This is a genomic window from Xanthomonas dyei, assembly GCF_002939865.1.
Classification (GTDB): domain Bacteria; phylum Pseudomonadota; class Gammaproteobacteria; order Xanthomonadales; family Xanthomonadaceae; genus Xanthomonas; species Xanthomonas dyei.
On record NZ_MDEE01000003.1, the window covers coordinates 49,024 to 72,736 of the forward strand.

Sequence of the window (23,713 nt, forward strand, 5' to 3'; positions counted from 1 at the left end):
GCCGTGCACCAGGCCAGGATTCGCAAGGTTGTCATCGCCGGGGGCGGCACCGCCGGCTGGATCGCGGCCTGTGCGTTGTCGCATCAATTTCGCGACTTGCTGGACATCACCCTGGTCGAGTCCGATCAGATCGCCACCGTGGGGGTGGGCGAATCCACGGTGCCGCCCATCCGCACCTTCCATCGGTTTTTGCAGATCGAGGAACAGGAGTTTCTGCGTGCGGTCGCCGGCACCTTCAAGCTGTCGATCTCGTTCGAGCATTGGCGCCGGCAGGGCGAGCGCTATATCCACCCCTTCGGCATTACCGGCCAGAGCACGCTGGTGTGCGCCTTCCATCATCTATGGCTGGAAAGTCAGCGCCGCGGCATGCCTGGTGCGTTCGGTGATTACTGCCTGGAAACCGTGGCCTCGCGGGTGAACCGCTTCGCGTTGCCACGCGAGCCGGCCGTCAACTATGCCTACCACCTGGACGCGGCGTTGTACGCGCGGTTTCTGCGCACGCGCAGCGAAGCGCACGGGGTCACGCGTGTCGAGGGCAAGATCCAGCAGGTGACGTTGCAGCCGGATAGCGGCGATGTGGCCGCGCTGGTGCTGGAGGACGGGCAGGTGATCGAAGGCGACCTGTTCATCGATTGCACGGGCTTCCGCGGCCTGTTGATCGAGCAGACGCTGCACACCGGCTACGAAGACTGGAGCCACTGGCTGCCGTGCGACCGCGCGGTGGCGGTGCAGACCGAAGCAGTAGGGCCACCGGTGCCGTATACGCGCGCCATCGCACATGAGGCGGGCTGGCGCTGGCATATTCCGTTGCAGCATCGCGTTGGCAACGGGCTGGTGTTTTCCAGCCAGCACATGTCCGATGACGAGGCGCAGGCCAAGCTGCTGCGCGACACGGCCGCAACCCCGGTCAAGGAGCCGTGGCTGGTGCCGTTCCGCACCGGGCGACGGCTCAAGGCCTGGAACAAGAATGTGGTCTCGCTCGGCCTGGCCAGCGGCTTTATCGAGCCGTTGGAATCCACCAGCATCCATCTCACCATTGCCGCGGTGGTGCGGTTGATTACGCTGTTTCCGGCCGATGGCATCGCGCCGTCGCAGGTCGATGTGTTCAACGACATCAGCCGCGCCGAGATGAAGCACGTGCGCGATTTCGTCACCTTGCACTACCACGCTACCCAGCGCGACGAGCCGCTGTGGCAGCAGTGTCGCGACATGGAACTGCCCGACTCGCTGCGCCTGCGTCTGCGTGCCTGGCGCGAGCGCGCGCATGCCTGGCAAGGCACCGACGAACTGTTTCGCGTGGACTCCTGGACGCATGTACTGCTGGGACAGGGCATCGTGCCGCTGCAGCATCATCCGCTGGCAGCGGCGTTGTCCGACAACGATCTGCGCCGCCTGCTGGATGGCATTGCGCAGCCGATCCAACGCGTGGTGGAAAAGATGCCGTCGCAGCAGGAGTTTATCGAGCGCTATTGCAAGGCTGACGAGCAGCTGTGGGGTGGGCGCAGGCGGGTGGCTATGTAAGGATATTTAGTTGCTTGTTCCCCACACCTTGAGATGCCTGCGTGCTCCAGCCAAAGATCACGACATGAAGGCGATTAGGTGCACTGCGTTTCAGGAGTAACGGGAAACGTGCTGATTGATCTGGAAGCCACAATGCCTGCAAGGTGCTGGCTGCTCCGCCGAGCGTAGCAGTGCTGCTGGACCATGATAGGAACGCTTGCATTCTGGGCAGGGGCTGCGCAGAAATGGTAGCGCCGTTAGTACGATAATGATGCCGCTCACCGTCGACAGAAGTACGCCAATCAGCAGTAACGCGTTGTCTTTGAATAAGAGCCGCTAACAAAACTACTGTGCAGCCGCCAGGCGGGCGCGGCCGGTGCTCGGAATCGGCATGTACCACCCGTACACTCCGGTTCCTCCGCGCCGTCCACACCCACCTGACGACTGCTCGCTACGTTTTGTTAGCCGCTCTAAATGTCGGACTTGAAAAAACGCTATGCCGGCGAACATTGCGATCAGTACACCGCTGCGAGCAAGCCGCTGGTTAGAGCGCATGCGCTCCATCGACGCGCGCAGACGGCGATTTTCCTGCATTGGATCAACGGGTGGTTCCATATCTTGCGACATTATTTTGGCCTGCGAAATGCCCTGCAACGCGTAGCTAAAATGATGAAATTTGACTTGTTCGATCTTTCAAATTTTGGATTTATTCTAAAGTCTGCGCAACATTGTTTTGACGCATAGTGTAGTTCCGCCGGCTACAGCCGCATCAGATCGGCGCCGACCACGATCGGCCCGGCGTAGTGCTTGCGCGCGCCTTCGCTCCACATCGCATCGGTGATGCTGGGGTCGCCGCCAGGCACGAAGTGATTGAGCACCAGCATCTTGGCATTGGCCGCGGCGGCGATCCGTCCGACCTCTTCGCTGGTGGAATGGCTCTTGAGCAGATGGTCCAACAAGGTGGGGGCGTTGTCGTTGGTCTTGAGCATCTTTTCCAGCGCAGGCAGATACATCACCTCATGCACCAGGATGTCGGTGTCTCGAGCGAATGCAGCCAGCGCCGGTAGGTAGCGCGTGTCTCCGGAGAACACCACTGTGCGGTCGCGTGCCTGGAAGCGATAGGCGAACGCCGGTTTGAGCGTGTAGTGGTCCACCAGCGTGGCCGTCACCGTGACCTGATCGTTCTGCAACACGGTGCCGGCATGGTCGAACTCGTGCACGTGGATGAGCTGCTTGAACGGCGGGCGACCTTCCTCGCGGATACGCGCCTCGATGTCGATGGCATGCATTTCGACGAACGCATCCACCATCTTGCCGATGCCCGGTGGCCCATACAGATGCACTGGCGTCTGCAAGCCACTGGCCCAGGCCAGCCACACCACAGTGAGCAGGTCGGCGTTGTGATCGGAATGATGGTGGGTCAGGAAGATATCGCGCAGCGCGGGGAGGCGGATGCCGGCCTTGGCCAGCTGTTGGGCGACACCGTTGCCGCAATCGATCAGGTACGGCTGCCCGTCGATCACCAGTGCATTGGCTGCCGCCGTACGCAGCGGCGAGGGCGTTGGCCCGCCCTTGGTGCCGAGCAGCACCAGCACGCTGCCCTTGGCCGGAAAGGGTGCAGGTGCCGCACCGTCGGTCGCATGCGCCTTGCGGGCACCGGCGGCGAGTTGGCCTGTTACCAGCAATGCGCCGGCACCGAGTGCGATCTTGAGCGCACCGCGGCGGCTGCGGAGATTGGTGAAACTGGTCATCGCGGTTCCGGGATCATCGGGGGGCAGGATGTCGGCAGCGATCGAAACACGTCGCTCCGGTAAGACTCAGCGTTGTTTCGCTACAAAGTCGCGTAGCGCGGGTGAGTGATAGAACGCCATGCATTGCGCAAAGATGGTGGTGAACGGACCGCGCCGTGCTTCGTCCTTCATCGGCACCTCGCCACGGTGATAGTTCGCCGTCTGTTGCGCGACAAAGGCCTGCAATCGCCCGGTGGCGCCAGGGCTGGCATTGTCCAGCGCGTAGGTGGTGAGCAGATACGAGCGGTCGCGCAGTTGGTCGGGTTCCAGCCGGCCGCTGCGTTGGTAGTTCTGCTCCAGGCACAGCTGCAGTGCGTAGGCCTTGACGTCTTCCGCGGCGGCCGGCGTCGCCGCCATCGCGGCAGTGGAGACAGTGGACACTGCGACAAGCAGCGCAGCGGTGACAGCATGGCGACAGCGATGGGGAAACGGCATGCCAGTCCTGGCGATCGAAGTGTTGGCAGTCTGCAGGATTGCCATGCGCTTTGCTCGCTTGACGTACGCTGCGCTTGGCGTGGCACCAGTGTGCGCCGCATCGCCGCAGAGATGGCTGCGCAGGCACCGCAGCATACGATCACATGGACTGCCGGGGATTGTGCGTGGTGGCATCTCCGCGAGGCCAGTCGGTCTCCGAAGCAGGTGGGTCCAACGTCCTGTTATGCAGCGCAATCCAGCCTGGCACCCGCACTGCCTTGGCAGCGCCGCACACGCTTGCCGCCATGCAGGCGAGTCCGCATAGTGCGGCATCATCGGAACAAGAGCGTCGCCGCCATGGATGTGCGCAACAACACGAGACGGCGCGAGCGCGGTCGCTACGCATGCCGTCTCGCAGTGCTGACGTTGCTGTTGTCGGCGCAGGCGCAGGCCTGGCATCCGCAGTATCCGCCCTGGTCGCGGCCGCCCGTTGGCTCCGAGTGCAAAGTGGACTCACTACCCGCCGTAGAAGGCAAAGTGCAGTGGGAGGGCGTGACCCATTTTCGCGATGCAAACACCGTGCTCGCCGTGGACAACCGCGGCACAGCGCCGATGTTGCAGGTGCAGGACGCAGCCGGACGCCTGCTGCTGCCACCGGTCGAATTGGGTGGCGGGCTGCTTGGTTTTCATGGCGTGGAGCGCGTGGATCTCAATGGCGACCGTCGTCCGGATTACGTGGTGACCCTGGGCAGTGGCGGCGTTGGTCTGGCCGGCGGCAATGCGTGGCGCACCGTGGTGGTGTCGCAGGGCGATCGCTACCGCGCCTTGCGTGTGCCCACGCACGAACCCACACCCGATGATTACCGGCGCGTGCCACGCCGTCGCGGTTGTGCGTTGCTGCAGCTGTCGGTAATCACCGCCAACCCGGCTGCGACCCGCGACCGTCGCTGGCATACGTTCTGGGTGTATCGGTTGATGCGTTTTCAGGGCGCTCGCGCGATCGAAGCGAGCCGCGCGTTCCCGGGTCTGCCGAACTGGATTCTGTACACCCATCGCACCGGCAACAGCAGCGCGACCACGCTGTTGAACGATCTCAGCAAGCAACAGTTGTGGAACGACCCATCGCGTGAGCGCATCACCGCGTTGCCGTAACTGCGCCAGACAAAACGCCTCATACATCGATCATGCAGGCGGCTGTGCGGAGCACTGCTTCGCGTCCAGCAGCGGCTCACAAAGCGTGGCGATCAGTCGTCCGGCGCGTGTGGACGGCGCTCAGGAAACGGAGTCTACAAGTGGTCCATGAGAATGTTGGGAACCGGCCATGCCCGCCCGACGGGTGCGCAGTAGACCAATCGGTCGCTCAAGGTCGAAACGCGCCAACCCGTGTCCTGCAAACGCGTGGCAGGCGATCTAACGCCTGCCACGCCTTGCTCGATAACGCCTGGACGCTTACTGCCCGAAGAACGTCGAGATCGACGAATACACGTCGGAGAAGCGCGAGTAGTAATCCGGATCGGTCTGCGCCGTGCAATACGAATAGCCGCCATACAGGCCGCCGCGCAGTTGATACGCACCGCCACTGGCGATGGTGAACAACCCCGAGCCGGACGAACCGCCTTCGGTGACGCCATCGTTCCAGACCACGCGGTACAGCGGCGTCTTGCCGTCGATGGAGGTGTTAAGGCCATTGACCGTGCCCAGCGAGTATTTCTTGACGTCACCTGCGGGGTGATGGATGCCAACGATCGAAGTGCTGGTGGCACCGATCGCCGCGCTGTTCCAGGCGGCATAGAACGCGCCGCTCGGCGGTGCGGTCTTCAGTTCCAGCAGCGCGGTGTCGCGCGTGGTATTGGCATGGCGCAGGAATGCGCCGCCGCTGAGCGTGGTCGCCTGCGCGCTGGCCGTGTTGCCATTGCAGCTAGCCGCGTCGTAGAACCAGTACGTCTGCAAGGTATTGGCCACCGTCTGCGTGCTGATGCAGTGCGCCGCAGTCCAGAACAGATTGCGCTTGGGCGTGTTGGTGTTGTTGAGCAGGGTGCCCGTGCACAGGAACGAGCCCTGGCTGGTGGTGAACACCATGCGTGCCACCGCCTTCGCGGCGCTGGTGAAGCCGGCGGTGGGATTGGCGCGGCAGACGATGTCGTTCTGGCAGGAATCGCTCTCGCCGATGGCAATGGTCATCATGTCGCGCGGGCTGGCGGTGGGGCTGATATCCAGATGCGACAGCTGCGGAACGCTGAGGCTGAAGTTCTCCGGGTACAGGCCTGCCGGCAGCGACAGCTCGACCAGCAGGTTTTCGCCGCTCACTGTCGGTGACCAGCCGATGGCATCGCCGGTGCCGACGAAGCTGGCGCCGGATTGTTCGAACACGCGGCCGTCGTCGCCGGCAAAACGCAGCGTCACCCTGGACGGGTCGCCCGGTTTTGCGCCGGCGCCACGCAGCACCAACGCCGCACGCAACGATGCCGCCTGCGCGGAGCCCAGCTTCAAGGTCGCAACACGTGAGCCGTCGCCGGCCATCTGCCAATCGAGCTTGGCCAGGTTGACCAACGGCTGCGCCACCGCGCGCGAAAAGCCGATCTGCAGCGGCTGCCCATGCTTGACCTGCGCAATGCGGCGCTCACGCACGGCGCTGAGTTCCTTGCTGCTCGGTGCAGCCAGTTGCGCCACGCGCGTGGGCATGATGCCGCCGCGCAGGCTAGCCGACTGCAAGGTCGCCGCGCCGAGCTTGGCCGCCTGCGGCGCGCTGCTCACCGGTGCGGCATCCATCTCGGTGGGTGGCGCAGCCAGCGCAACGCCGGACACAGCAGAGAGCAGCGCGAGGTACAACGCATTCTTGCGATTCATGGGTAGTCCTTCTCGTCAGGGAACGGCAGGCTGTGGCGGGGGCCACACCCTGCGGCGCCATCGTTGGCGCGGAACGAGACTAGCGAATGTTTACAACTGAATATGTGCTGAAAATCTCGTTCAGAGATGGGCGATCAATAAAAATACAATAGCTTTTGCGCACATCGATGCGTTGCGTCGCATGTGCGATGAACATGGCAGCGTCGGCGCGCATGTACTTACGCGCACGTGCACGCGTGCGTGCACAGCGCTGTTGGGGCAGCACGTTAGGGAGACTGGCTACGGGACTCCGCAGGTCGACGCAAGATACGCGCCCGACGAATGCAGCACGGCCTGTGGCGTTCGAGCGGGCGGTGATGGCTGCAGCAGACGCGCGCACTGTAGCGCGCACGCAGTGCACGGTGGCAATCGCACAGTGCATGCGCTCAACGCCATGCGCGAAGCGCTATTTCAGTGCGTCGCTGGCGCGGAACTCGGTGGAGCGGCCACTGAGTTTCAGGAACGCCAACACGCCCAGCCCCACCACCATCCATGCGCTGCCGCCCAGCTGCGCATGCCGGTCGGCGTTGATCAACACATAGGCCAGGATCACGATGCCGATCAGCGGCACTACGCCATGCAACACGATCCGGCCCTGGTTGCGGAAGCGCCAGAGCACGGCGAGATGCAGCAGTACGAATGCAGTCAGCGCGCCGACGTTGCACAGCGAGGACAGCAGCGCAATTTGGCCGACGAATACCTCGCCCAGCACCATGCTCAACGCCGCCACCAGCAGGATGGCGCGCTGCGGCACGCCGGTGCGTGGATGGATGTAGCGCAGAAACGCCGGCAACTGGCGGTCGCGCGCCATGGCGAACAACAGCCGCGAGGTTGCCGCTTGCGCCACCAATGAATTGGCGATTGCCGCACTGATGGCTACCGTCAGTGCAATGACGATCTGCAACCACGGCCCGGCAATCAGCCGGCCGATCTCGAAGAACGCATCGTTGGATGCCTGCGCGCTTGGGTAACGCTGCAGCGTCGGTTGCAGCAACGCGGCCAGCCAGGTCTGCAGCACAAACAGGCCCGCCACCAGCACCAAGGCCAGCAAGGTGGCGCGGCCTACCACGCGGTTACCGCCACGCGCTTCTTCCGACAGCGTGGAGATCGCATCGAAGCCCAGAAACGACACCACCGCCACCGACAGTGCGCTGAAGATCAGCTGCGGCGAAAACGCCTGCGGGTTGTAGAACGGGCGCAGGTTCCAGTGCGCACCGTTGACGCCGCGCTGGATCGCCAGCGTTGCCAGCACCACGAACACCGCCAGCACCACCAGCTGCGCAAACAAGAAGAACCGATTCGCCCGCGCCGTCGTTTCGATGCCGCGCAGATTGACCACGGTATTGAGCACCACGAAGAACGCGATCCATGCCGGCTGCGGCACCGCCGGCAACACGTTGTGCATGGCATTGGCGCCAACCACGTAGAGCAAAGTGGGTACCAGCAGGTAATCGAGCAGGATCGCCCAACCGGCCAGAAAACCCATACCGCTGCTTAATCCACGGCCGACGTACGCATAGACCGAGCCGGCCACCGGAAACGCCTGCGACATCTGCTGATAGCTCAAGGCGGTGAACAGCATCGCCACGAAGCCGACCAGATACACCAGCGGCACCATCCCCGCGCTGATGTCGAACACCCCGCCGAAGATCGAGAACGGCGCGGTCGGCACCATGAACACCAGGCCGTAGATCAGCAGATCCTTCAGCGTGAGCTGGCGCTTGAGTTCCTGCGCGTAGCCAAAGCGTTGCAGCTCTGCCGCATCGTCGCGGCGTGGTGTCTCGGTCATGCAAGTGTCCGTTGTAAGGAAGGCAGGTTCAGCGCAGGCGCGCGGTCCGGAAAGCCGATGCTGCCCTGCAGCTATGTGACCGGCATTGTGACGATAATGTGGCCGGCAAGCCCATCCATTGGTAAAAGTGCTAGGTTTTCCGTGCTGGATGTCATCCAGCAGAGGCGTCAACCGCTCCGAAGGACCCCCATGTTCGACACTCTGGCCAGCCTGGGCCGCGATCTGCAGGCACTGCGTACGCTCAACGCCTGTCTGGATCGGGTGTTCGGCGACGTGTGCGTGTTGGGCTTCCAGTCGCTGGTATACGACTACGCGCCGGTGCCGCTGAGCATGGAAGGCGCGCTGATTACCCCGAGCGTGTTCATGCAGCGCAATGCGCCCGGCGATATGCAACATGTTTGGTGCGAGCACGGTTACTACCAACATGACCCCGTTCAGCAGCGTGCCACGCAACGCACCACGCCCTTCGTGTGGTCGTACCGCACCGATGGCAACCGGCCCGGGGTGGAATACGTCGGTGCGCAGCACCGCCAGGTGACGCGCTATCTGTGCGATAGCGGCATGGGTACCGGTGTCACCGTGCCGCTGCATCTGCCAGGCGGGGCGTTTGCCACGTTCAGTGGCGCGGTCGATGCGAGTGCCGCCGAAGCGCCGCGCCTGGCCGAAGCACAGCTTGCTCCGTTCTTGCTGCTTGCGCATGTGTTCCAGGCGCGCGCACAGGAACTGCTGGACCCGCAGGAGCGACGCTGCCACCACATCGCCCTGACCCGGCGCGAGCGCGAATGCCTGCAGTATTCGGCCAAGGGGCTGACCGCCAAGAGCATCGCCGCCGCGCTCAATCGGTCCACCGCCACGGTCAACCTGCATCTGAATTCGGCCGCGCGCAAACTGGGCGCGCGCAATCGTGTCGAGGCGGTGGTGCGCGGGATGCACTACCGATTGCTGGAGCCTTAAGTACGTTGCGGTGGCTGCTTGTGGCATTGAGTGCACACCGCACATCGATGCTTGGCGATCGACGCTTCCAATGGCCAGCGCTGTGTTGCGCAGGCTGAGGTACGACGACCGACTGCTAGCAGGGCACGCGCCTGCGGCGCAGTGCGTGATGCTGAAGACCTGGTCACGCTGCGCATCGCAGCAGTTGCAGCGATGTGGTCGATAGTCGTCGACCTTGAACATCGAATTTGCGATTGGTCTGCGCAATCGTCGGTACTTCATAGGCGTTTATCCGCAGCGTGTCCAACGCGCAAGCCACCCACGCGATGGCTCCGAAACCGCTGCAAACCTGTGAGATTTGCCAGTTAACGCAGACACGGCTGCCCGCTAGGCTCGGCGTTCATCATTGCCGAGACAGGCGCAGGTCATGCAGTCCACCGAGGGGTACGTCCAATTCCGCGGCTATCGCACCTGGTACCGCATCAGCGGCGACCTGCGCAGCGATGCCTGCCCGCTGGTGGTGGTGCACGGTGGGCCCGGTTGCACTCACGACTATGTCGACAGCTTCAAGGACCTGGCCGGCAATGGCCGTGCAGTGATTCATTACGACCAGCTCGGCAATGGCCGCTCCACCCATCTTCCCAACGCGGATCCCGGGTTCTGGACGGTCGGGCTGTTTCTGGACGAGTTGCAGACGCTGATCGAGCACTTGGGCCTGTCGCAATACGCGTTGCTGGGCCAGTCGTGGGGCGGGATGCTGGCCGCCGAGCACGCGGTGCGCCGGCCCAGCGGGTTGCGTGCGTTGGTGATCGCCAATTCGCCGGCGTCGATGGGCTTGTGGCGCGCGGCAGCACTGCGTCTGCGCGCTGGCCTGCCCGAGCAGATACAGGGCGCGCTGGACCAACACGAAGCGGCCGGCACGCTGGATCACCCGGAATATCGGGCGGCCAGCCAGGTGTTTTACGCACAGCATGTGTGCCGCCTGGTGCCGTGGCCGGATGAGGTGGCGCGCACCTTCGCCGCCATCGATGCCGACCCCACCGTGTATCACGCCATGAATGGCCCAACCGAATTCCACGTGGTGGGCAGTCTGCGCAACTGGAGCATCATCGAGCGGCTGCACCGCATCATGGCGCCCACGCTGGTGCTGTCGGGCAAGTACGACGAAGCCACGCCGGAAACCGTCGAGCCGTACGCGCGCTTGATTCCGGATGCGCGATGGCACGTGTTCGCCAATTCCAGCCATATGCCGCACGTGGAAGAACGCGCTGCCTGCATGCGTCTGGTCGGCGATTTTCTCGAGGACCACACGCCGTGGCCGGGCGGCGAGCTTGCGCATCTGTCGGGATCGATCACTCGCGCTGTGTAAAGGCGTGGCGCTACTGGTGGGTAGCTTGCCTGCTGCGTCGCGTTGTCGCTGTCGCGCGTCGACCGGTGTGCAAGCCGCGCATTCTCGCGCGAGCGTGGTGCAGTGCATCGCGCTCGCGTCCTGCCGCGTGAAAACACCGCGCCAGCGCTCGACCACACATCGGCTGCGTGAGTCGGCGATGTGCGTCACCCTGATCGTTCAAGACGTTGCCTGTGGCGCAATTGGGCATCAAGCAGGGTTTCCGCACCCACTGCGGCGTCATAGCGGTCGCAATCCACGCGCTGTCGGTCGTGCGTACTGCATGCAACACGTGGCTGCGTAAGGCCGTTATCGCCATGAGCATCGTCTGATCTGACACTGCGCAGCTTGCGCAGGCATGTCATCAGCACTTGCAGCAGCGAGGCGTATCTGCGGCAAGTGCGCGTCACTTCAGCGCTACAAGACAGGTGCGATGCATCGATGCTGCGGGGACGTCTCTCTCTGCCGCACTGCACAGCATCGAGGTGCGGTGCGCGGCATCGCACTGCAACGACAGATTGAATCAACGCGTTGCAGCAGCGCAACCGTGCAGCAGTCAACGCTGACGCAGCGACTCTCGCACGCAACCGGACCTCGTCAATCACGTATCAATTTGCACGCACGGCAGTGTCCTGTCCTGCGTGTCTCCTGCTGTCTCTTTTGCATGTCCCGCAAAGAGAACACCGTGGTGCGTCAAAGTTTCAAAGATGGATAATTGTTTTATGTTTTAAATCGCGCGAAGAATGCGGCCCCCACGCACTGCTTTGCCGACGTCCTTGCCATCACGCAGACGTCGCGCATCGCCTATCGACTTCTTTGGGAGAGGCTGCATGACCAGCAAGATGCTCCAGGGCGCACTCGCGCTCGCACTGTCCACCTGCGCTGCAAGCGCCATCGCCGGCCCGGTTGGCTACGGCGCTGCCACCACCGGCGGCGGCAACAAGACACCTATCAACGTGGCCACCTTCGAAGCGATGCAGGCTGCGATCGACAGTTATTCCGGCACTGGCGGGCTGGTGCTCAACTACACCGGCAAGTTCGACTTCGGCACCATCAAGGACGTCTGCGCGCAGTGGAAGCTGCCGGCCAAGACCGTGCAGATCAAGAACAAGAGCGATGTCACCATCAAGGGTGCCAACGGCTCGGCGGCCAACTTCGGTGTGCGCGTGGTGGGCGACGCGCATAACGTGATCATCCAGAACATGACCATCGGCCTGCTGCAAGGCGGCGAAGATGCCGATTCGATTTCGCTGGAAGGCAATTCCACTGGCGAACCGTCCAGGATCTGGGTCGACCACAACACCGTGTTCGCCTCGTTGACCAAATGCTCCGGCGCCGGCGATGCCTCGTTCGATGGCGGCATCGACATGAAGAAGGGCGTGAATCACGTCACCGTGTCCTACAACTATGTCTACAACTATCAAAAGGTCGCGCTCAACGGCTATAGCGACAGCGACACCAAGAACTCGGCCGCCCGCACCACCTACCACCACAACCGCTTCGAGAACGTGGACTCGCGCGTGCCGTTGCAGCGTCGCGGGCTGAGCCACGTCTATAACAACTACTTCAACAACGTCAGCACCTCCGGCATCAACGTGCGCATGGGCGGTGTGGCCAAGATCGAGTCCAACTACTTCGAGAACATCAAGAACCCGGTGACCTCGCGCGACAGCAGCGAGATCGGCTACTGGGACCTGATCAACAACTACGTCGGCAGCGGCATCACCTGGGGCACGCCGGATGGCAGCAAGCCCTACGCCAATGCCACCAACTGGGTCAGCTCCAAGGTGTTCCCGGAGCCGCTGGGCTATATCTACACCGTCACGCCGGCCGCGCAGGTCAAGGCCAAAGTGATCGCCACCGCGGGTGCAGGCAAGAATCTGGCCGAGTAAGCGTCGGCGTAGCGTTGCATCCACCGATCCCCGGCTATGCCGGGGATTTTTTATGTGCAGCGCTGTTGCAGGCAACGCTTTCTGCACGTGTCTGACGTAGCCGCGCGCCGCAGCGACATGCCGTCGGGAGGAGGGAAGGGCGATGACGACCGCGTATCGCCACACGATTGGTGGGATGGCGCCGCAGACGAGTTATCGCGGTACGAGATCACAGTGTGCACAGGCCGCCTTCGATGAGCGCGCACGCTCGGCAAGGTCGCCGCGTTGCAGCCCTGTCGTACGACCGATCAGCGCGTCGCGTCGCCTTGGCAATGCCAGTACCGCCGTCGGCCTTGCTCCTGCGGCCAGTGTGCACTGCAGCACGACGCGCGCGCGTCGCGCACCGGCATGGCCTTGGGCAATCGCTTCGGTTGGGAGTGCCGGCTGTCGACAGCGCGGCCGCAGCTTCAGCCTGGCCTGGACGTCTTCGTCAAGAGGCGCGGTCGGCGTCACGACGCGGTATCGTGTCGCGTTACCACCTTCCCGATCCCGTCCATGTCGCTTCCGACCGATCCTGTTGCTGAGACCGCTGCGCCTGCATTGCGCCATGCCTTGAAACCGCGGCAATTGATGATGATGGGCCTGGGTACGGCGATCGGCGCCGGGTTGTTCCTGGGCTCGGGGGTGGGCATCCATGCGGCCGGCCCGGCCGTGTTGGTGTCCTACCTGATTGCCGGTGCGCTGGTGATCATCGTGATGAATGCGCTCGGCGAGATGGCTGCGGCCAAGCCGGCCAGTGGTGCTTTTTCGGTGTACGCGGCCGATGCGATGGGTCCGACCGCCGGCGCCACCGTGGGCTGGCTGTGGTGGCTGCAGATCGTGGTGGTGATCGCCGCCGAGGCGGTGGGCGCGGCCAGCCTGTTGGCCACCGTCTGGCCGGCATTGCCGGTACCGATGCTGGCGTCGATCTTCATGGCCAGCTTCACCGTGATCAACCTGCTGGGCGTGCGTAATTTTGGCGAATTCGAATTCTGGTTCGCCATCCTCAAGGTGATCGCCATCGTGATCTTCCTGTTGATCGGCTGCGCGTTGCTGGCCGGCCTGCTGCCGGGCGTGGCGTCGCCGGGGCTGTCCAATTTCACCCAGCACGGCGGGTTCGCGCCCAAGGGCCTGGCCGGGGTGGGCACCGCATTACTGGTAGTGGTGTTCGCCTTCGGCGGCACCGAGATCGTGGCGGTGGCGGCAGCCGAAACCGCCGACCCCGGGCGCAGCCTGGCGCGCACCATCCGCACCGTGGCCTGGCGCATCCTGGTGTTCTATATCGGCTCGATCAGCGTCATCGTGGCGGTGGTGCCGTGGACCAGCGCCGCGCTGAGTTCGCCGTTCGCCGCCGTGCTGGAAGTGGCGCGGATTCCCGGCGCGGCCACCGGCATCACGCTGGTGGCGGTGGTGGCGCTGTTGTCGGCGCTCAACGCCAATCTCTACGGCGCCTCGCGCATGATCTTCTCGCTGGCCCAGCGCGGTGAGGCGCCGCGTTGGCTGGGTAACACCAGCCGCCAGCAAGTGCCGCTGGTCGCGGTGATCGCCAGCGTGCTGTTCGGTTTTGCCGCGGCGGTGCTGGAATTGCTGTATCCGGGCAAGGTGCTGCCGATGCTGCTCAATATTGTGGGCGCCACCTGCCTGCTGGTGTGGACCATCTCGCTGCTGTCGCAGTTGATCCTGCGTGCGCGCGCGGACCGCGCCGGTATCGCCTTGCCGTTCCGCATGCGTGGGTATCCGGTGCTGACGCTGCTGGCGTTGGCGATCCTGGCAGTGATCTTCGTGCTGCTGGCGTCCTCGGCCGACACCCGCGCGCAATTCCTGTCGATGGTGGGGCTCACTGCCGGCATCGCGTTGATCAGCGAACTGGCACGCCGGGTACGCGCCGAGGCGTAATCGTGCCGGGTGCATAGAACCGACGCATCGGTTTGTATCGGCAAACTGTCGGCGCCTGCAGTTCAGCGACCTGCAGGCGGGTATCGGCGGCAACGTCAGGCCGCCGGCTCGATCCCGTCGCTGCACGCACTTGCGGTTGCCGACGGCAATGCCATGACACGCGCGCATCCTGCGGTCAGATGACGCCACGCAGAGGGTCGGCTGCCCATCGACGCCAATGAGCACGACGTCGCCTTGTGGATGCGCTCTCAAAAAAGCGCTGCGGCCATGGACTTGCCGGAACCGTTCCATTAGGTTTTATGCAGTCGAATCCAGCGCTTTCAGCGCGTTTTCCGGATGCCATCTTTTATGCTCCAACGATCATAGGGCGCGGTGAGTCGTGCGTGTTTCAGGGTCATTGCCGGAGCGTCCATGAGTGCGGTGTCATCCCAGGAGTCTGCAGACCTGACTGTTGCGCGGACGCTGGAGGCCGTGCATGCGCTGGCCTATCCGATCGACACGCATCTGGATTCGCTGTATCTGTCGCGGTTGGGTGGTTACGATTTTTGGAAAGGCGACTGGAAGGCGCATCGACGCTCGTTGATCCTCTGGCTGATGAACAAGACCTCGCCGAGAGGTCGCAATCAACCGCTGATGCACCATGTGAGTGGCCCCGATTTTCTTGCAGGCGGTTACGGCGGTGCCTGTTTCAGTGCCCATGCGCTCTGGGAAAACCTCATTGCCGTGCCGTTCTTCGATCCCTGGAAAAACTGGGTGGATCATCGGCGCTATGTCGAGGCTATGGTAGAAGCGAGCCGGGGACGCATGCGGTTGGCACGTAGCGCCGCCGAGCTGCGTGCGATTCGGGCCGAAGGTCTGTGTTGCGCGATCCTGTCGTTGGAGGGGGCGCATATGCTCGGTCCACGCGGCAGTCGCAGCCAGGCGTTGCGACTGGAGCGTCTGGGCACCGCCGCCGAGGAAGGGGCCGCCTACCTGACACTCAACCATTTCAGCCATACCGACATCTCGCAGGCCGGTTATGCCACGCTCAATCCGTGGCGCACGATCGAAGGGGCGGGGCTGACGCAATTCGGTCGGCAGGTCGTGGAGCGTTGCATCGCGGTCGGACTGCTGGTGGATCTGTCGCATACCTCGAGCCAGGGGGTGATCGACGCGTGCGAGATCTGCGTGCAGCGCAACGTGCCGGCCATGGCCTCGCATGCGGCATCGCGCAGCATTACCCGTGGCACCGAAACGCGGCCATCGCGTCATCTCGAGCGCGGCTTCGACGATGCGGCGATCCGCGCCATCGTGCAAACCGGTGGCTGCATCAGCGTCATTCTGGCGCCGTACTTTCTGCAACATGCGTATCTGGCCGACGGCACCCCGAATATGGATGCCGATCTGGCCTTCGTCATCGGCTACTACGAAGCCTTTGCCCGGCTGATCGCCGGCATGGGGATCGTCGAAGATCCGTGGAAGCATCTGAGTTTCGGAAGCGATTTCGATGGCGGCATCTCCAGCCTGCCGACTGGCATGCGCAGCGGCGCGGATCTGCCCCGGCTCACCCAGGCGATGCTCGATGCAGGCTGGCCTGTCCAGCGTATCGTCGATGTCTATAGCGGCAATTTCCTGCGCGTCTGGGAGCAGGTGCGGCCATAGCGGCCTGGGTGATGCGGCGACGGCATGGGAGGGCAATGCGCTGTAATCGGCTCAACGGTGCCGGTGTCGGCAGGGAGGCGGACGACTAAGAGCACTAACAAACCGACTGTGATCACCGTCAGGCAGCCGCGGCCGGCGCTCGGTGCGGCCTTTACCCTTCGTACACACCGGTTCCTCCGCGCCGCCCGCGCCCACCTGGCGACTGCTCGCTACGTTTTGTTCGCCGATCTAAGGGCACGGCGAGCGGTGCGGCGTGCGCGCATCGTCTGAACGGGCCGCACTGATCAGTGCCTTGCCGCATGCGCACCGGTGCGCCGTTTTTGCCTGGCAGCTGCGACACACTGCCGCAGATGCGACGCCATGTCGCATCGGGAACCGGTGCATCCGTCCATACCATGTTGGTGTCGCGTAGACGTCGCGATCGACCACCGCAATGTGTCTCGGCGATCGATTTGCAGCGTGTGCGCCGACGCTTCCCACCCTTTCCTGGAGCACTCTCCGTGGACGCCCTGCTGCTATCGCGTATCCAGTTCGGATTCGTCATCGCCTTCCACGTCTTGTTTCCCGCCTTCACCATCGGCCTGTCCAGCCTGCTGGCCTTCCTGGAATGGCGTTGGTTGCGGACGCGCCTGCCGGTGTGGCGCGAGCTGTATTTCTTCTGGCAGAAGATCTTTGCCGTGTCGTTCGGCATGGGTGTGGTCAGCGGCATCGTGATGGCCTTCCAGTTCGGCGCCAATTGGCCGGAACTGAGCCGCATTGCGGGCGGGGTGATCGGGCCGTTGCTGAGCTACGAAGTGCTCACCGCGTTCTTCCTCGAAGCCAGCTTCCTGGGCGTGATGATGTTCGGCTGGGGGCGCATTTCCGAGCGCCTGCATTTCTTTGCCACCTGCATGGTGGCGCTGGGCACGCTGTTTTCCACGTTCTGGATTCTCTCGTCCAATAGCTGGCTGCAGACGCCGGCCGGCTATGAGGTGATCGACGGCATCGTGCACCCGGTGGACTGGTTGAAGATCATCTTCAATCCCTCGTTCCCGTATCGGCTTGCGCACATGGCGCTGGGCTCGTTCATCACCACCTGTTTCGTGGTGGGCGCGGTGGGCGCGTGGTATCTGCATCGCGGCGTGCACCGCGAGGCCGGCCTGCGCATGCTCAAGCTGGCGGTGGTGTTTGCGGCCATCACCGTGCCGCTGCAGATCTTTGTCGGCGACATGCATGGTTTGAACACGCTCAAGCATCAGCCGATGAAGATCGCGGCGATGGAAGCGCACTGGCATGCCGAAGAACCAGGCAAGGGATTCCCGCTGGTGGTGTTTGCCGTGCCCAATGCGCAGGCCGAGCGCAACGATTACGAGCTGGCGATTCCGCGCCTGGGCAGCCTGATCCTGACCCACCGCCTGGACGGCAACATCGCGCCGCTGACCTCGGTGCCGGCACGCGACCGCCCGCCGGTGACGCCGGTGTTCTTCGCCTTCCGCATCATGGTGGGGATCGGTTCGTTGATGTTGCTGGTGGCCTGGGTGTCGGCATTCGCGTTGTGGCGCGGCACGCTGGTGCAGTGGCGCTGGTTGCTGGCGACCTGGCGCTGGATGCTGCCAAGCGGCTTCATTGCGCTGATTTCCGGCTGGTTCGTCACTGAAATCGGCCGGCAGCCGTACGTGGTCTATGGGCTGCTGCGCACAGCCGACGCAGTGGGCCCGCAGTCGACGCTGATGACCGCCATCTCGTTGTCGGTGTATGTGGCCGGCTATGCGTTCGTGTTCGGCTGGGGCATCTGGTACCTGGTCAAGATCGGCAAGATCGGGCCGACCCCGCACGATGCGCCGCAGTTGGACCATGGCGAACACACCCCCGCACGGCCGCTCTCGGCCGCGGACGAACCGATCGATGGAGCCGCATGATGGACATGACAACAGTGTTGCCGGTGGCATGGTTCGCGGTGATCGGCTTCGGGGTGTTGATGTACGTGGTGCTGGACGGCTTCGTGCTCGGCATCGGCATCCTGGCGCCGTTTCGCAAGGACGAGGCGCAGCTGGACCTGATGATGAACACCGCCGCGCCGATTTGGGACGGCAACGAAACCTGGCTGGTGCTGGGCGGGGCAGGGCTGCTGGCGGCGTTTCCCAAGGCCTACGCGGTGATTCTGTCGGCGCTGTATCTGCCGGTGTTGCTGATGGTGATGGCGCTGGTGTTCCGCGGCGTGGCGTTCGAGTTTCGCTTCAAGGCGCAGCGTTCGCGGCGGTTGTGGAGCAATGCGTTTGCTGCCGGCTCGATCCTGGCCACCTTCGCGCAGGGCGTGATCCTGGGCGCGCTGGTGCAGGGCCTGCCGATCGAGAACGACCGCTATGTGGGCGGGATCTGGGGCTGGTTCAGCCCGTTCGCGATGCTGACCGGCGCGGCCTTGGTGTTCGGTTATGCGCTGCTCGGCAGCACCTGGCTGATTCTCAAGACCGAAGGTCACGTGCACGCGCTGGCGCGTCAGTTGAGCCGGCCATTGAGCCTGAGCGTGCTGGTTTTCATCGGCCTGGTCAGCGCGTGGCTGCCGTCGTTGCAATCGCATGTGATGGACCGCTGGTTCAACGAGGCGCATTACCTGTGGCTGATGCCGGTACCGGTGCTGGTTGCCGTGGTGGGCTATGCGCTGTGGCGCGCCACCGAACCGGGGCGGCCGGATACGCCGCCGTTCCTGCTGGCGATGGGCTTGTTCGTCCTCGGCTTCCTGGGCCTGGTGCTGGGCATGTGGCCGTATCTGGTGCCGCCGGTCTATACCATCTGGCAGGCTGCCGCGCCGCCATCCTCGCAGCTGTTTGCGATGGTGGGGCTGGTGATGTTGCTGCCGCTGGTGCTGGGCTACACGGTGTGGTCGTACCGGGTGTTCCGCGGCAAGATCACCGCGGAAACCGGCTACCACCACTGATGGCGGCAGTCAGGTCTTCGACTGCTGCGCGGGTTGAAATCGACTGGCAGGCGCGACGCGCGCTAGCGCCAGGTAGGCGCCGGCACGATCACGGTCGGCCTTCGCCTTCACTGCAGCAATCTCCGCGCGCCTGAGCGCGCGTCCACTGCGGCCAACTGCAACACGCTCAGCGCAGACGTTGCTTGAACATCCACTCCCACATCGCCGGGTCCGCGTAGGTCACGTCCCAGACGTTGTGGTTGCCTTCGGGATATTCGCTGTAGCGCAGGTTGGCGCCCACGCCTTTTGCCGCGCGGTACAACGCGCGGTCGTCGTGCGGTGGCACGGAGGTGTCCTTGGCGCCGTGGAATGTCCAGATCGGCACGTGCTTGAGCTGGGTGACCGCTGCCGTGTAGGGGTCGGCCTCCTTGGCCACCAGGCTGACGTACAGCGTGCGGCGCTCGTCGCGTGGCGCCTTGAGCGCGCCGCAGACCGGTACGATCGCGGCGAATCGCTGCGGCTGCATCAGCCCGATTTCCCACGCGCCATAGCCGCCCATCGAGATGCCGGTGAGGTAGGTGCGTTGCGGGTCGGCAGCGAACTCGGCGCTGGCCGCATCCAGCGCGGCGATCGCCATGCGCGCATTGATGCCCAGCCATTCCTCGTCGTCGGGTACCTGCGGCAACACCACCAGTGCCGGGAAGTCGGCGGTGTGTTCGCTCAGGTAAGGCCCGACGCCGACTTCGGCCTGGTCGCGTCCGTTGTCGCCGCGCTCGCCGGAGCCGTGCAGAAACAACACGATCGGCCGTGGCTGCGGCGCCTTGGCGGCCGGCACGAACACCTGATAGCGGTATAGCCGGCCTTCCAGCTGCAGGGTGCGGGCGACGAAGTGGCCGCGCCGCCCATCATGTTTGCGCTCAGCCATGCTGGAGCAACCGGCGAGCACCAGCGCAAGAATTCCAAGTAAGACGCAACGAGCAATCACGCAGCACTCCCCATCGATCACCAAGCTGCAGTATCGCCGCATGCAGGGGCGCTGGCACGTCGCGTTGCGGCGAGCAACGTGGATGCGTCATGTGCTCCACCATTTTCGGTTGCGCGTGCACGCGGTCAGGCGCACGCGCTCACGGCATCAGGATCAACGTGGCCAGGCCCAGGAAGCTCAAGAAGCCCATCACGTCGGTCAGCGTGGTCAGGATCACGCCGCCGGCCAGCGCCGGATCGAAGCCCAGCCGTTTGAGCGTCACCGGCACCAGCACGCCGCCGAAGGCCGCGGTCAGCATGTTCAAGGTCAGCGCCGTGCCGATCACCAGCGACAGCATCGGCTGGCCGAACCAGGCCAGCACGATCAGCCCAAGCCCCACGCCCAGACAGAGGCCGTTGATCAGCGCGACCGTGAGTTCCTTCTTGAGCAGGGTCATCACGTTGGACGAGCCGATCTGCCCCAGCGCCAGGCCGCGCACCATCAGCGCGAGTACCTGGGTGCCGGCGTTGCCGCCCATGCCGGCCACGATCGGCATCAATGCCGCAAGCGCCACCAGTTTTTCGATGGTGCCTTCGAAGCGGCTGACCACGCTGGAGGCCAGAAAAGCGGTGCACAGATTGATGCCCAGCCAGATCAGCCGGCGACGGAATGCACGCCGCGCCGGGCTGAACATGTCCTCGTCTTCGTCCAGACCGGCCGCGCTCATGGCCTGGTGCTCGGCCTGCTCGCGGATGATGTCCACCACGTCATCGATGGTGATGCGGCCGAGCAGGATGTTGTTGTCGTCCACCACCGGCGCGGAGATCCAGTCGTGATCGGAGAAGCGCCGCGCCACCTCGTCCGAGCCATCGCCCACATCGATCGCCGGTTGCTCGTCGTCGATCAAGCGATTGACCGGCGTGCTGTCCTCATGCGTGACCAGCGCGGCCAGCGACACGCGACCCAGGTACTGATGACGTCGGCTCACCACATACAGGTGATCGGTGTGATCGGGCAGCTCGCCGCGCAGGCGCAGGTAGCGCAGCACCACATCGACATTGACGTCGGCGCGCACCGTCACCACGTCCGGGTTCATCAGGCGGCCGGCGGTGTCTTCCGGATACGACAGCACCTGCTCCAGCCGCTCGCGGTTCTCGCGGTCCATCGACTTGAGCACTTCGTCGATGACGGTGTCGGGCAGGTCTTCGACCAGATTGGCCAGATCGTCGATGTCCAGGTCTTCGACCGCAGCGACGATTTCGTCGGTGTCCATGTCCGCCAGCAGGCTTTCGCGCACTTCGTCGCCGACATGCAGCAGCACTTCGCCATCGTCTTCGGGGTCGACCAGCCCCCACACCACTTCGCGCTTGCCCGGCGGCAGCGATTCCAGCAGGTTGCCGATCTCCGCCGGCGCCAGCGTGTTGACCAGCCGGCGTACCGGCCCCAAGCGTCCGCTATCCAGCGCGTCGGACAGCAATCGTAGCTGGCGCGCAGTCTTGTCGTGGCGGACGGCTTCGGCCATGCGCGGCTCCCCGGAAAAGTGGACGCGCCGTCAGTGGAAGACGCGGTGCTGGATCAGCGCGGCATTATCGCTTGCGCATGGTGACGAAACATACAGCGGTGTGGCGATCCGCATGCGGATTGCCGAAGCGATGCAGGATGCGCCCTGAAAGGGTGAGCGCATTGCGCCGGCGCTTGCCGCATCGGGCCAACGACGTGCGGCGTGCGCAAGTGGCTATGAAATGGCCGACTCTGCGTGTCGCGGTGCGCGCAGGGCAGAGGCGATCAGATCGGCTAACAACACGTAGCGAGCAGTCGTCAGCTGGGTGCGGGCTGCGCGGAGGAACCGGATGTCCGTGTGGTACATGCCGCACCGAGCACCGGCTGCGCACGCATGGCGGTGAACACAGTCGTTTTGTTGGCTGCTCTCAGTCGCCTGTGGCGCTAACGCAACACGGCCTGCGCATTGCAGGCCAGCCACTTCTCGATGCCCTTGCGGTCGCGTGCGCGCAACAACTTGTCGCCATGCACGCGCAGCTCGCCCAGGTGGATGTCGCGTACCGCGCGGCGCACTTCCAGCAAGGTGGCCGGGTGCAGGCTGAATTCGGTGAGCCCCAACGCCAGCAACATCGGTACGAACCGCGGGTCGCCGGCAATCTCGCCGCACACCGCCACCGGCTTGCCGTATGCCCGCCCGGTGGCGATCACCTGCGCAATCAGCCGCAACACCGCCGGATGCAATGGCGAATACAACTCGCCCAGCGCCTCGTTGTTGCGATCCACCGCCAGCAGGTACTGCACCAGGTCGTTGGTGCCGATCGACAGGAAGTCGATGTCGTCGATAAAGCAATCCAGCGCCAGCGCCGCAGCAGGCACCTCGATCATCGCGCCCAGCGGAATGTGCTCGGCAATCTCGTGGCCTTCGTCGCGCAACTGCGCGGTGAGCTTTTTCAGCTGTTTGCGCACCAACTGGATTTCTTCGCGGCCGCTGACCATCGGCACCAGAATGCGCACCGGGCCGTAGCCGGACGCGCGCAGGATCGCGCGCAACTGCGCCTGCGCCACCGCGGGGCGGGCCAGCGACAGGCGCACGCCACGCAGGCCCAGGGCCGGGTTGTCTTCGTCGCTCAAGGTCAGGCCGGTGCGGTCGGCCTTGTCGGCGCCCAGATCCAGCGTGCGAATGGTCACCGGGCGGCCGCTCATGCCCAGCACGGTGTCGCGGTAGGTGTGGAACTGCTCGTCTTCGTCGGGCAGCTCGTTACGCTGCAGGAACAGGAATTCGGTGCGGTACAGGCCCAGGCCGCTGGCGCCCAGCGCATGCGCGCGCGCGACGTCTTCCAGCGACTCGGCGTTGGCCAGCAGGGTGATATCGACGTTGTCGCGGGTGCGCGTGGGCTTGGAGCGCAGCCGGCCGAGTTCGCGCTGCTCCTTGGCCAGCGTGCGTAAACGCTCGCGGTAGTCGCGCAGATGGTCGGGCGTGGGGTCGACGATGACCTGGCCGGAGCCGGCATCGACGATCAGCACGTCGCCATCGTCGATCCGCTGCACCGCATCGCTGACTCCCACCACCAGTGGCAGATGCAGGCTGCGCGCCAGGATCGCGCTATGCGACAGCGTACTGCCGGCGGTGGTGACGATGCCGACCACGCCTTGCGCCTGCAGCTGCGCCAGTTCGGACGGCGCCACGTTGTCGCAGACCAGGATCTCGCCGGCCACGCCCTTGAGGTCGGGCGCACGCTTGTGCAAGAACGCATGGATGCGGCCGATCACGTGATCCAGATCGTCCATGCGGCTTCTGAGATAGGCGTCTTCCATACCATCGAACACGGCCGCCAGCCGGTCGCGCTGCACGCGCAGCGCGTAGTCGGCGCTGTAGCGGTGGGTGCGGATCAGCTCATCGAGTCCTTGCAGCAATTCCGGGTCGTCCAGCAGCAGCGCATGCAGTTCCAGAAATTCGCCGACTTCGCGCGCCAGCGCGCCATGCAGGCGGTCGCGCAGTTCCTGCATTTCGACACGTGCTGCCTCGATGGCGGTGTGCAGGCGCTGCAACTGCGTTTCCACCTGGTTGGCGGGCACGCGTTGCTCGGCCACTTCCAGCGTGTGGCTCTGGCGTACGCGCGCGCGCCCGAGCGCATTGCCGCGCGAGGCGCCATGTCCGCGCAGGCGCAGACTCATGCGTGTGCCTGGCGCAGTGGCGCCGTGTCGGTCGC

General features: G+C 64.3%; 17 protein-coding genes and 4 other RNA genes. 12 read left to right on the forward strand and 9 right to left on the reverse strand.

Going from position 1 to position 23,713, the window contains the following annotated elements:
- The first annotated feature begins 3 nt into the window (after positions 1-3).
- From XdyCFBP7245_RS03955 to XdyCFBP7245_RS23690, 3 genes are all read left to right on the forward strand, one after another.
- Positions 4-1,521 carry a tryptophan halogenase family protein gene (locus XdyCFBP7245_RS03955; protein ID WP_104614495.1) on the forward strand — a complete coding sequence of 506 codons (1,518 nt, stop codon included), beginning with the start codon at positions 4-6 and terminating at the stop codon, positions 1,519-1,521.
- A 370-nt stretch (positions 1,522-1,891) separates the two neighbouring features.
- Positions 1,892-1,967, forward strand: a non-coding RNA gene (locus tag XdyCFBP7245_RS03960) — sX9 sRNA.
- 7 nt (positions 1,968-1,974) lie between these two features.
- Complete coding sequence (locus tag XdyCFBP7245_RS23690) at positions 1,975-2,244, forward strand: hypothetical protein (protein ID WP_146091642.1); 270 nt, start codon at positions 1,975-1,977, stop codon at positions 2,242-2,244.
- A 14-nt stretch (positions 2,245-2,258) separates the two neighbouring features.
- Here the strand turns inward: XdyCFBP7245_RS23690 and XdyCFBP7245_RS03965 are convergent, their stop codons facing one another.
- Both XdyCFBP7245_RS03965 and XdyCFBP7245_RS03970 read right to left on the reverse strand, forming a co-directional pair.
- Positions 2,259-3,251: an MBL fold metallo-hydrolase gene (locus XdyCFBP7245_RS03965; RefSeq protein ID WP_104614496.1), complete on the reverse strand. Its 993-nt coding sequence runs from the start codon at positions 3,249-3,251 to the stop codon at positions 2,259-2,261.
- 66 nt (positions 3,252-3,317) lie between these two features.
- A complete protein-coding gene (locus XdyCFBP7245_RS03970; protein ID WP_104614595.1) occupies positions 3,318-3,725 on the reverse strand; it encodes a hypothetical protein in 408 nt (135 codons plus the stop codon).
- A gap of 486 nt (positions 3,726-4,211) precedes the next feature.
- Here XdyCFBP7245_RS03970 and XdyCFBP7245_RS03975 point away from each other — a divergent pair, with 486 nt between their 5' ends.
- Positions 4,212-4,856, forward strand: a complete 645-nt coding sequence (locus XdyCFBP7245_RS03975) for a hypothetical protein (protein WP_146091643.1) — start codon at positions 4,212-4,214, stop codon at positions 4,854-4,856.
- 73 nt (positions 4,857-4,929) lie between these two features.
- Here XdyCFBP7245_RS03975 and XdyCFBP7245_RS03980 read toward each other — a convergent pair.
- The 3 genes from XdyCFBP7245_RS03980 to XdyCFBP7245_RS03990 all read right to left on the reverse strand — a co-directional run bounded on the left by XdyCFBP7245_RS03980 (position 4,930) and on the right by XdyCFBP7245_RS03990 (position 8,379).
- A non-coding RNA gene (locus tag XdyCFBP7245_RS03980) (sX9 sRNA) lies at positions 4,930-5,005 on the reverse strand.
- Positions 5,006-5,153: 148 nt separating this feature from the next.
- A complete protein-coding gene (locus XdyCFBP7245_RS03985) occupies positions 5,154-6,551 on the reverse strand; it encodes a trypsin-like serine peptidase (RefSeq protein WP_104614498.1) in 1,398 nt (465 codons plus the stop codon).
- 445 nt (positions 6,552-6,996) lie between these two features.
- Positions 6,997-8,379, reverse strand: a complete 1,383-nt coding sequence (locus XdyCFBP7245_RS03990) for an APC family permease (RefSeq protein ID WP_104614499.1) — start codon at positions 8,377-8,379, stop codon at positions 6,997-6,999.
- Between the two features lie 189 nt (positions 8,380-8,568).
- Here XdyCFBP7245_RS03990 and XdyCFBP7245_RS03995 point away from each other — a divergent pair, with 189 nt between their 5' ends.
- From XdyCFBP7245_RS03995 to cydB, 8 genes are all read left to right on the forward strand, one after another.
- The gene (locus tag XdyCFBP7245_RS03995) at positions 8,569-9,333 is read left to right on the forward strand and encodes a LuxR family transcriptional regulator (protein ID WP_104614500.1); all 765 of its coding nucleotides are present in this window, start codon (positions 8,569-8,571) and stop codon (positions 9,331-9,333) included.
- A 406-nt stretch (positions 9,334-9,739) separates the two neighbouring features.
- Positions 9,740-10,681, forward strand: a complete 942-nt coding sequence (locus XdyCFBP7245_RS04000) for a proline iminopeptidase-family hydrolase (RefSeq protein ID WP_104614501.1) — start codon at positions 9,740-9,742, stop codon at positions 10,679-10,681.
- Positions 10,682-11,529: 848 nt separating this feature from the next.
- Complete coding sequence (locus XdyCFBP7245_RS04010; RefSeq protein WP_104614502.1) at positions 11,530-12,591, forward strand: pectate lyase family protein; 1,062 nt, start codon at positions 11,530-11,532, stop codon at positions 12,589-12,591.
- A 534-nt stretch (positions 12,592-13,125) separates the two neighbouring features.
- Positions 13,126-14,505, forward strand: a complete 1,380-nt coding sequence (locus XdyCFBP7245_RS04015; protein WP_104614503.1) for an amino acid permease — start codon at positions 13,126-13,128, stop codon at positions 14,503-14,505.
- A 411-nt stretch (positions 14,506-14,916) separates the two neighbouring features.
- Complete coding sequence (locus tag XdyCFBP7245_RS04020; protein ID WP_104614504.1) at positions 14,917-16,146, forward strand: membrane dipeptidase; 1,230 nt, start codon at positions 14,917-14,919, stop codon at positions 16,144-16,146.
- 149 nt (positions 16,147-16,295) lie between these two features.
- Positions 16,296-16,371: non-coding RNA, sX9 sRNA (locus XdyCFBP7245_RS04025), on the forward strand.
- Positions 16,372-16,646: 275 nt separating this feature from the next.
- The gene (locus XdyCFBP7245_RS04030) at positions 16,647-18,044 is read left to right on the forward strand and encodes a cytochrome ubiquinol oxidase subunit I (RefSeq protein WP_104614596.1); all 1,398 of its coding nucleotides are present in this window, start codon (positions 16,647-16,649) and stop codon (positions 18,042-18,044) included.
- Positions 18,044-19,060: a cytochrome d ubiquinol oxidase subunit II gene (gene cydB / locus XdyCFBP7245_RS04035; protein ID WP_104614505.1), complete on the forward strand. Its 1,017-nt coding sequence runs from the start codon at positions 18,044-18,046 to the stop codon at positions 19,058-19,060. Before XdyCFBP7245_RS04030 ends, cydB begins: the two co-directional genes overlap by 1 nt.
- Positions 19,061-19,226: 166 nt before the next feature.
- Here the strand turns inward: cydB and XdyCFBP7245_RS04040 are convergent, their stop codons facing one another.
- The 4 genes from XdyCFBP7245_RS04040 to ptsP all read right to left on the reverse strand — a co-directional run bounded on the left by XdyCFBP7245_RS04040 (position 19,227) and on the right by ptsP (position 23,678).
- Complete coding sequence (locus XdyCFBP7245_RS04040; protein ID WP_170068499.1) at positions 19,227-20,066, reverse strand: carboxylesterase family protein; 840 nt, start codon at positions 20,064-20,066, stop codon at positions 19,227-19,229.
- 97 nt (positions 20,067-20,163) lie between these two features.
- On the reverse strand, positions 20,164-21,525 hold the full coding sequence (gene mgtE / locus XdyCFBP7245_RS04045; RefSeq protein ID WP_005993208.1) for a magnesium transporter: 1,362 nt from the start codon (positions 21,523-21,525) through the stop codon (positions 20,164-20,166).
- A gap of 270 nt (positions 21,526-21,795) precedes the next feature.
- A non-coding RNA gene (locus tag XdyCFBP7245_RS04050) (sX9 sRNA) lies at positions 21,796-21,870 on the reverse strand.
- 77 nt (positions 21,871-21,947) lie between these two features.
- Entirely contained in the window at positions 21,948-23,678 is a 1,731-nt protein-coding gene (ptsP, locus tag XdyCFBP7245_RS04055) for a phosphoenolpyruvate--protein phosphotransferase (RefSeq protein ID WP_104614506.1), read from the reverse strand.
- Between the last annotated feature and the right edge of the window lie 35 nt (positions 23,679-23,713).

Excerpts from the sequence above, each read along its gene's own strand:
- XdyCFBP7245_RS23690 (WP_146091642.1), top strand. The coding sequence starts at position 1,975 with ATGTCGGACTTGAAAAAACGCTATGCCGGCGAACATTGCGATCAGTAC.
- XdyCFBP7245_RS03965 (WP_104614496.1), bottom strand. The coding sequence starts at position 3,251 with ATGACCAGTTTCACCAATCTCCGCAGCCGCCGCGGTGCGCTCAAGATC.
- XdyCFBP7245_RS03970 (WP_104614595.1), bottom strand. The coding sequence starts at position 3,725 with ATGCCGTTTCCCCATCGCTGTCGCCATGCTGTCACCGCTGCGCTGCTT.
- XdyCFBP7245_RS03985 (WP_104614498.1), bottom strand. The coding sequence starts at position 6,551 with ATGAATCGCAAGAATGCGTTGTACCTCGCGCTGCTCTCTGCTGTGTCC.
- XdyCFBP7245_RS03990 (WP_104614499.1), bottom strand. The coding sequence starts at position 8,379 with ATGACCGAGACACCACGCCGCGACGATGCGGCAGAGCTGCAACGCTTT.
- XdyCFBP7245_RS03995 (WP_104614500.1), top strand. The coding sequence starts at position 8,569 with ATGTTCGACACTCTGGCCAGCCTGGGCCGCGATCTGCAGGCACTGCGT.
- XdyCFBP7245_RS04000 (WP_104614501.1), top strand. The coding sequence starts at position 9,740 with ATGCAGTCCACCGAGGGGTACGTCCAATTCCGCGGCTATCGCACCTGG.
- XdyCFBP7245_RS04010 (WP_104614502.1), top strand. The coding sequence starts at position 11,530 with ATGACCAGCAAGATGCTCCAGGGCGCACTCGCGCTCGCACTGTCCACC.
- XdyCFBP7245_RS04015 (WP_104614503.1), top strand. The coding sequence starts at position 13,126 with ATGTCGCTTCCGACCGATCCTGTTGCTGAGACCGCTGCGCCTGCATTG.
- XdyCFBP7245_RS04020 (WP_104614504.1), top strand. The coding sequence starts at position 14,917 with ATGAGTGCGGTGTCATCCCAGGAGTCTGCAGACCTGACTGTTGCGCGG.
- cydB (WP_104614505.1), top strand. The coding sequence starts at position 18,044 with ATGGACATGACAACAGTGTTGCCGGTGGCATGGTTCGCGGTGATCGGC.
- XdyCFBP7245_RS04040 (WP_170068499.1), bottom strand. The coding sequence starts at position 20,066 with ATGCGGCGATACTGCAGCTTGGTGATCGATGGGGAGTGCTGCGTGATT.
- mgtE (WP_005993208.1), bottom strand. The coding sequence starts at position 21,525 with ATGGCCGAAGCCGTCCGCCACGACAAGACTGCGCGCCAGCTACGATTG.
- ptsP (WP_104614506.1), bottom strand. The coding sequence starts at position 23,678 with ATGAGTCTGCGCCTGCGCGGACATGGCGCCTCGCGCGGCAATGCGCTC.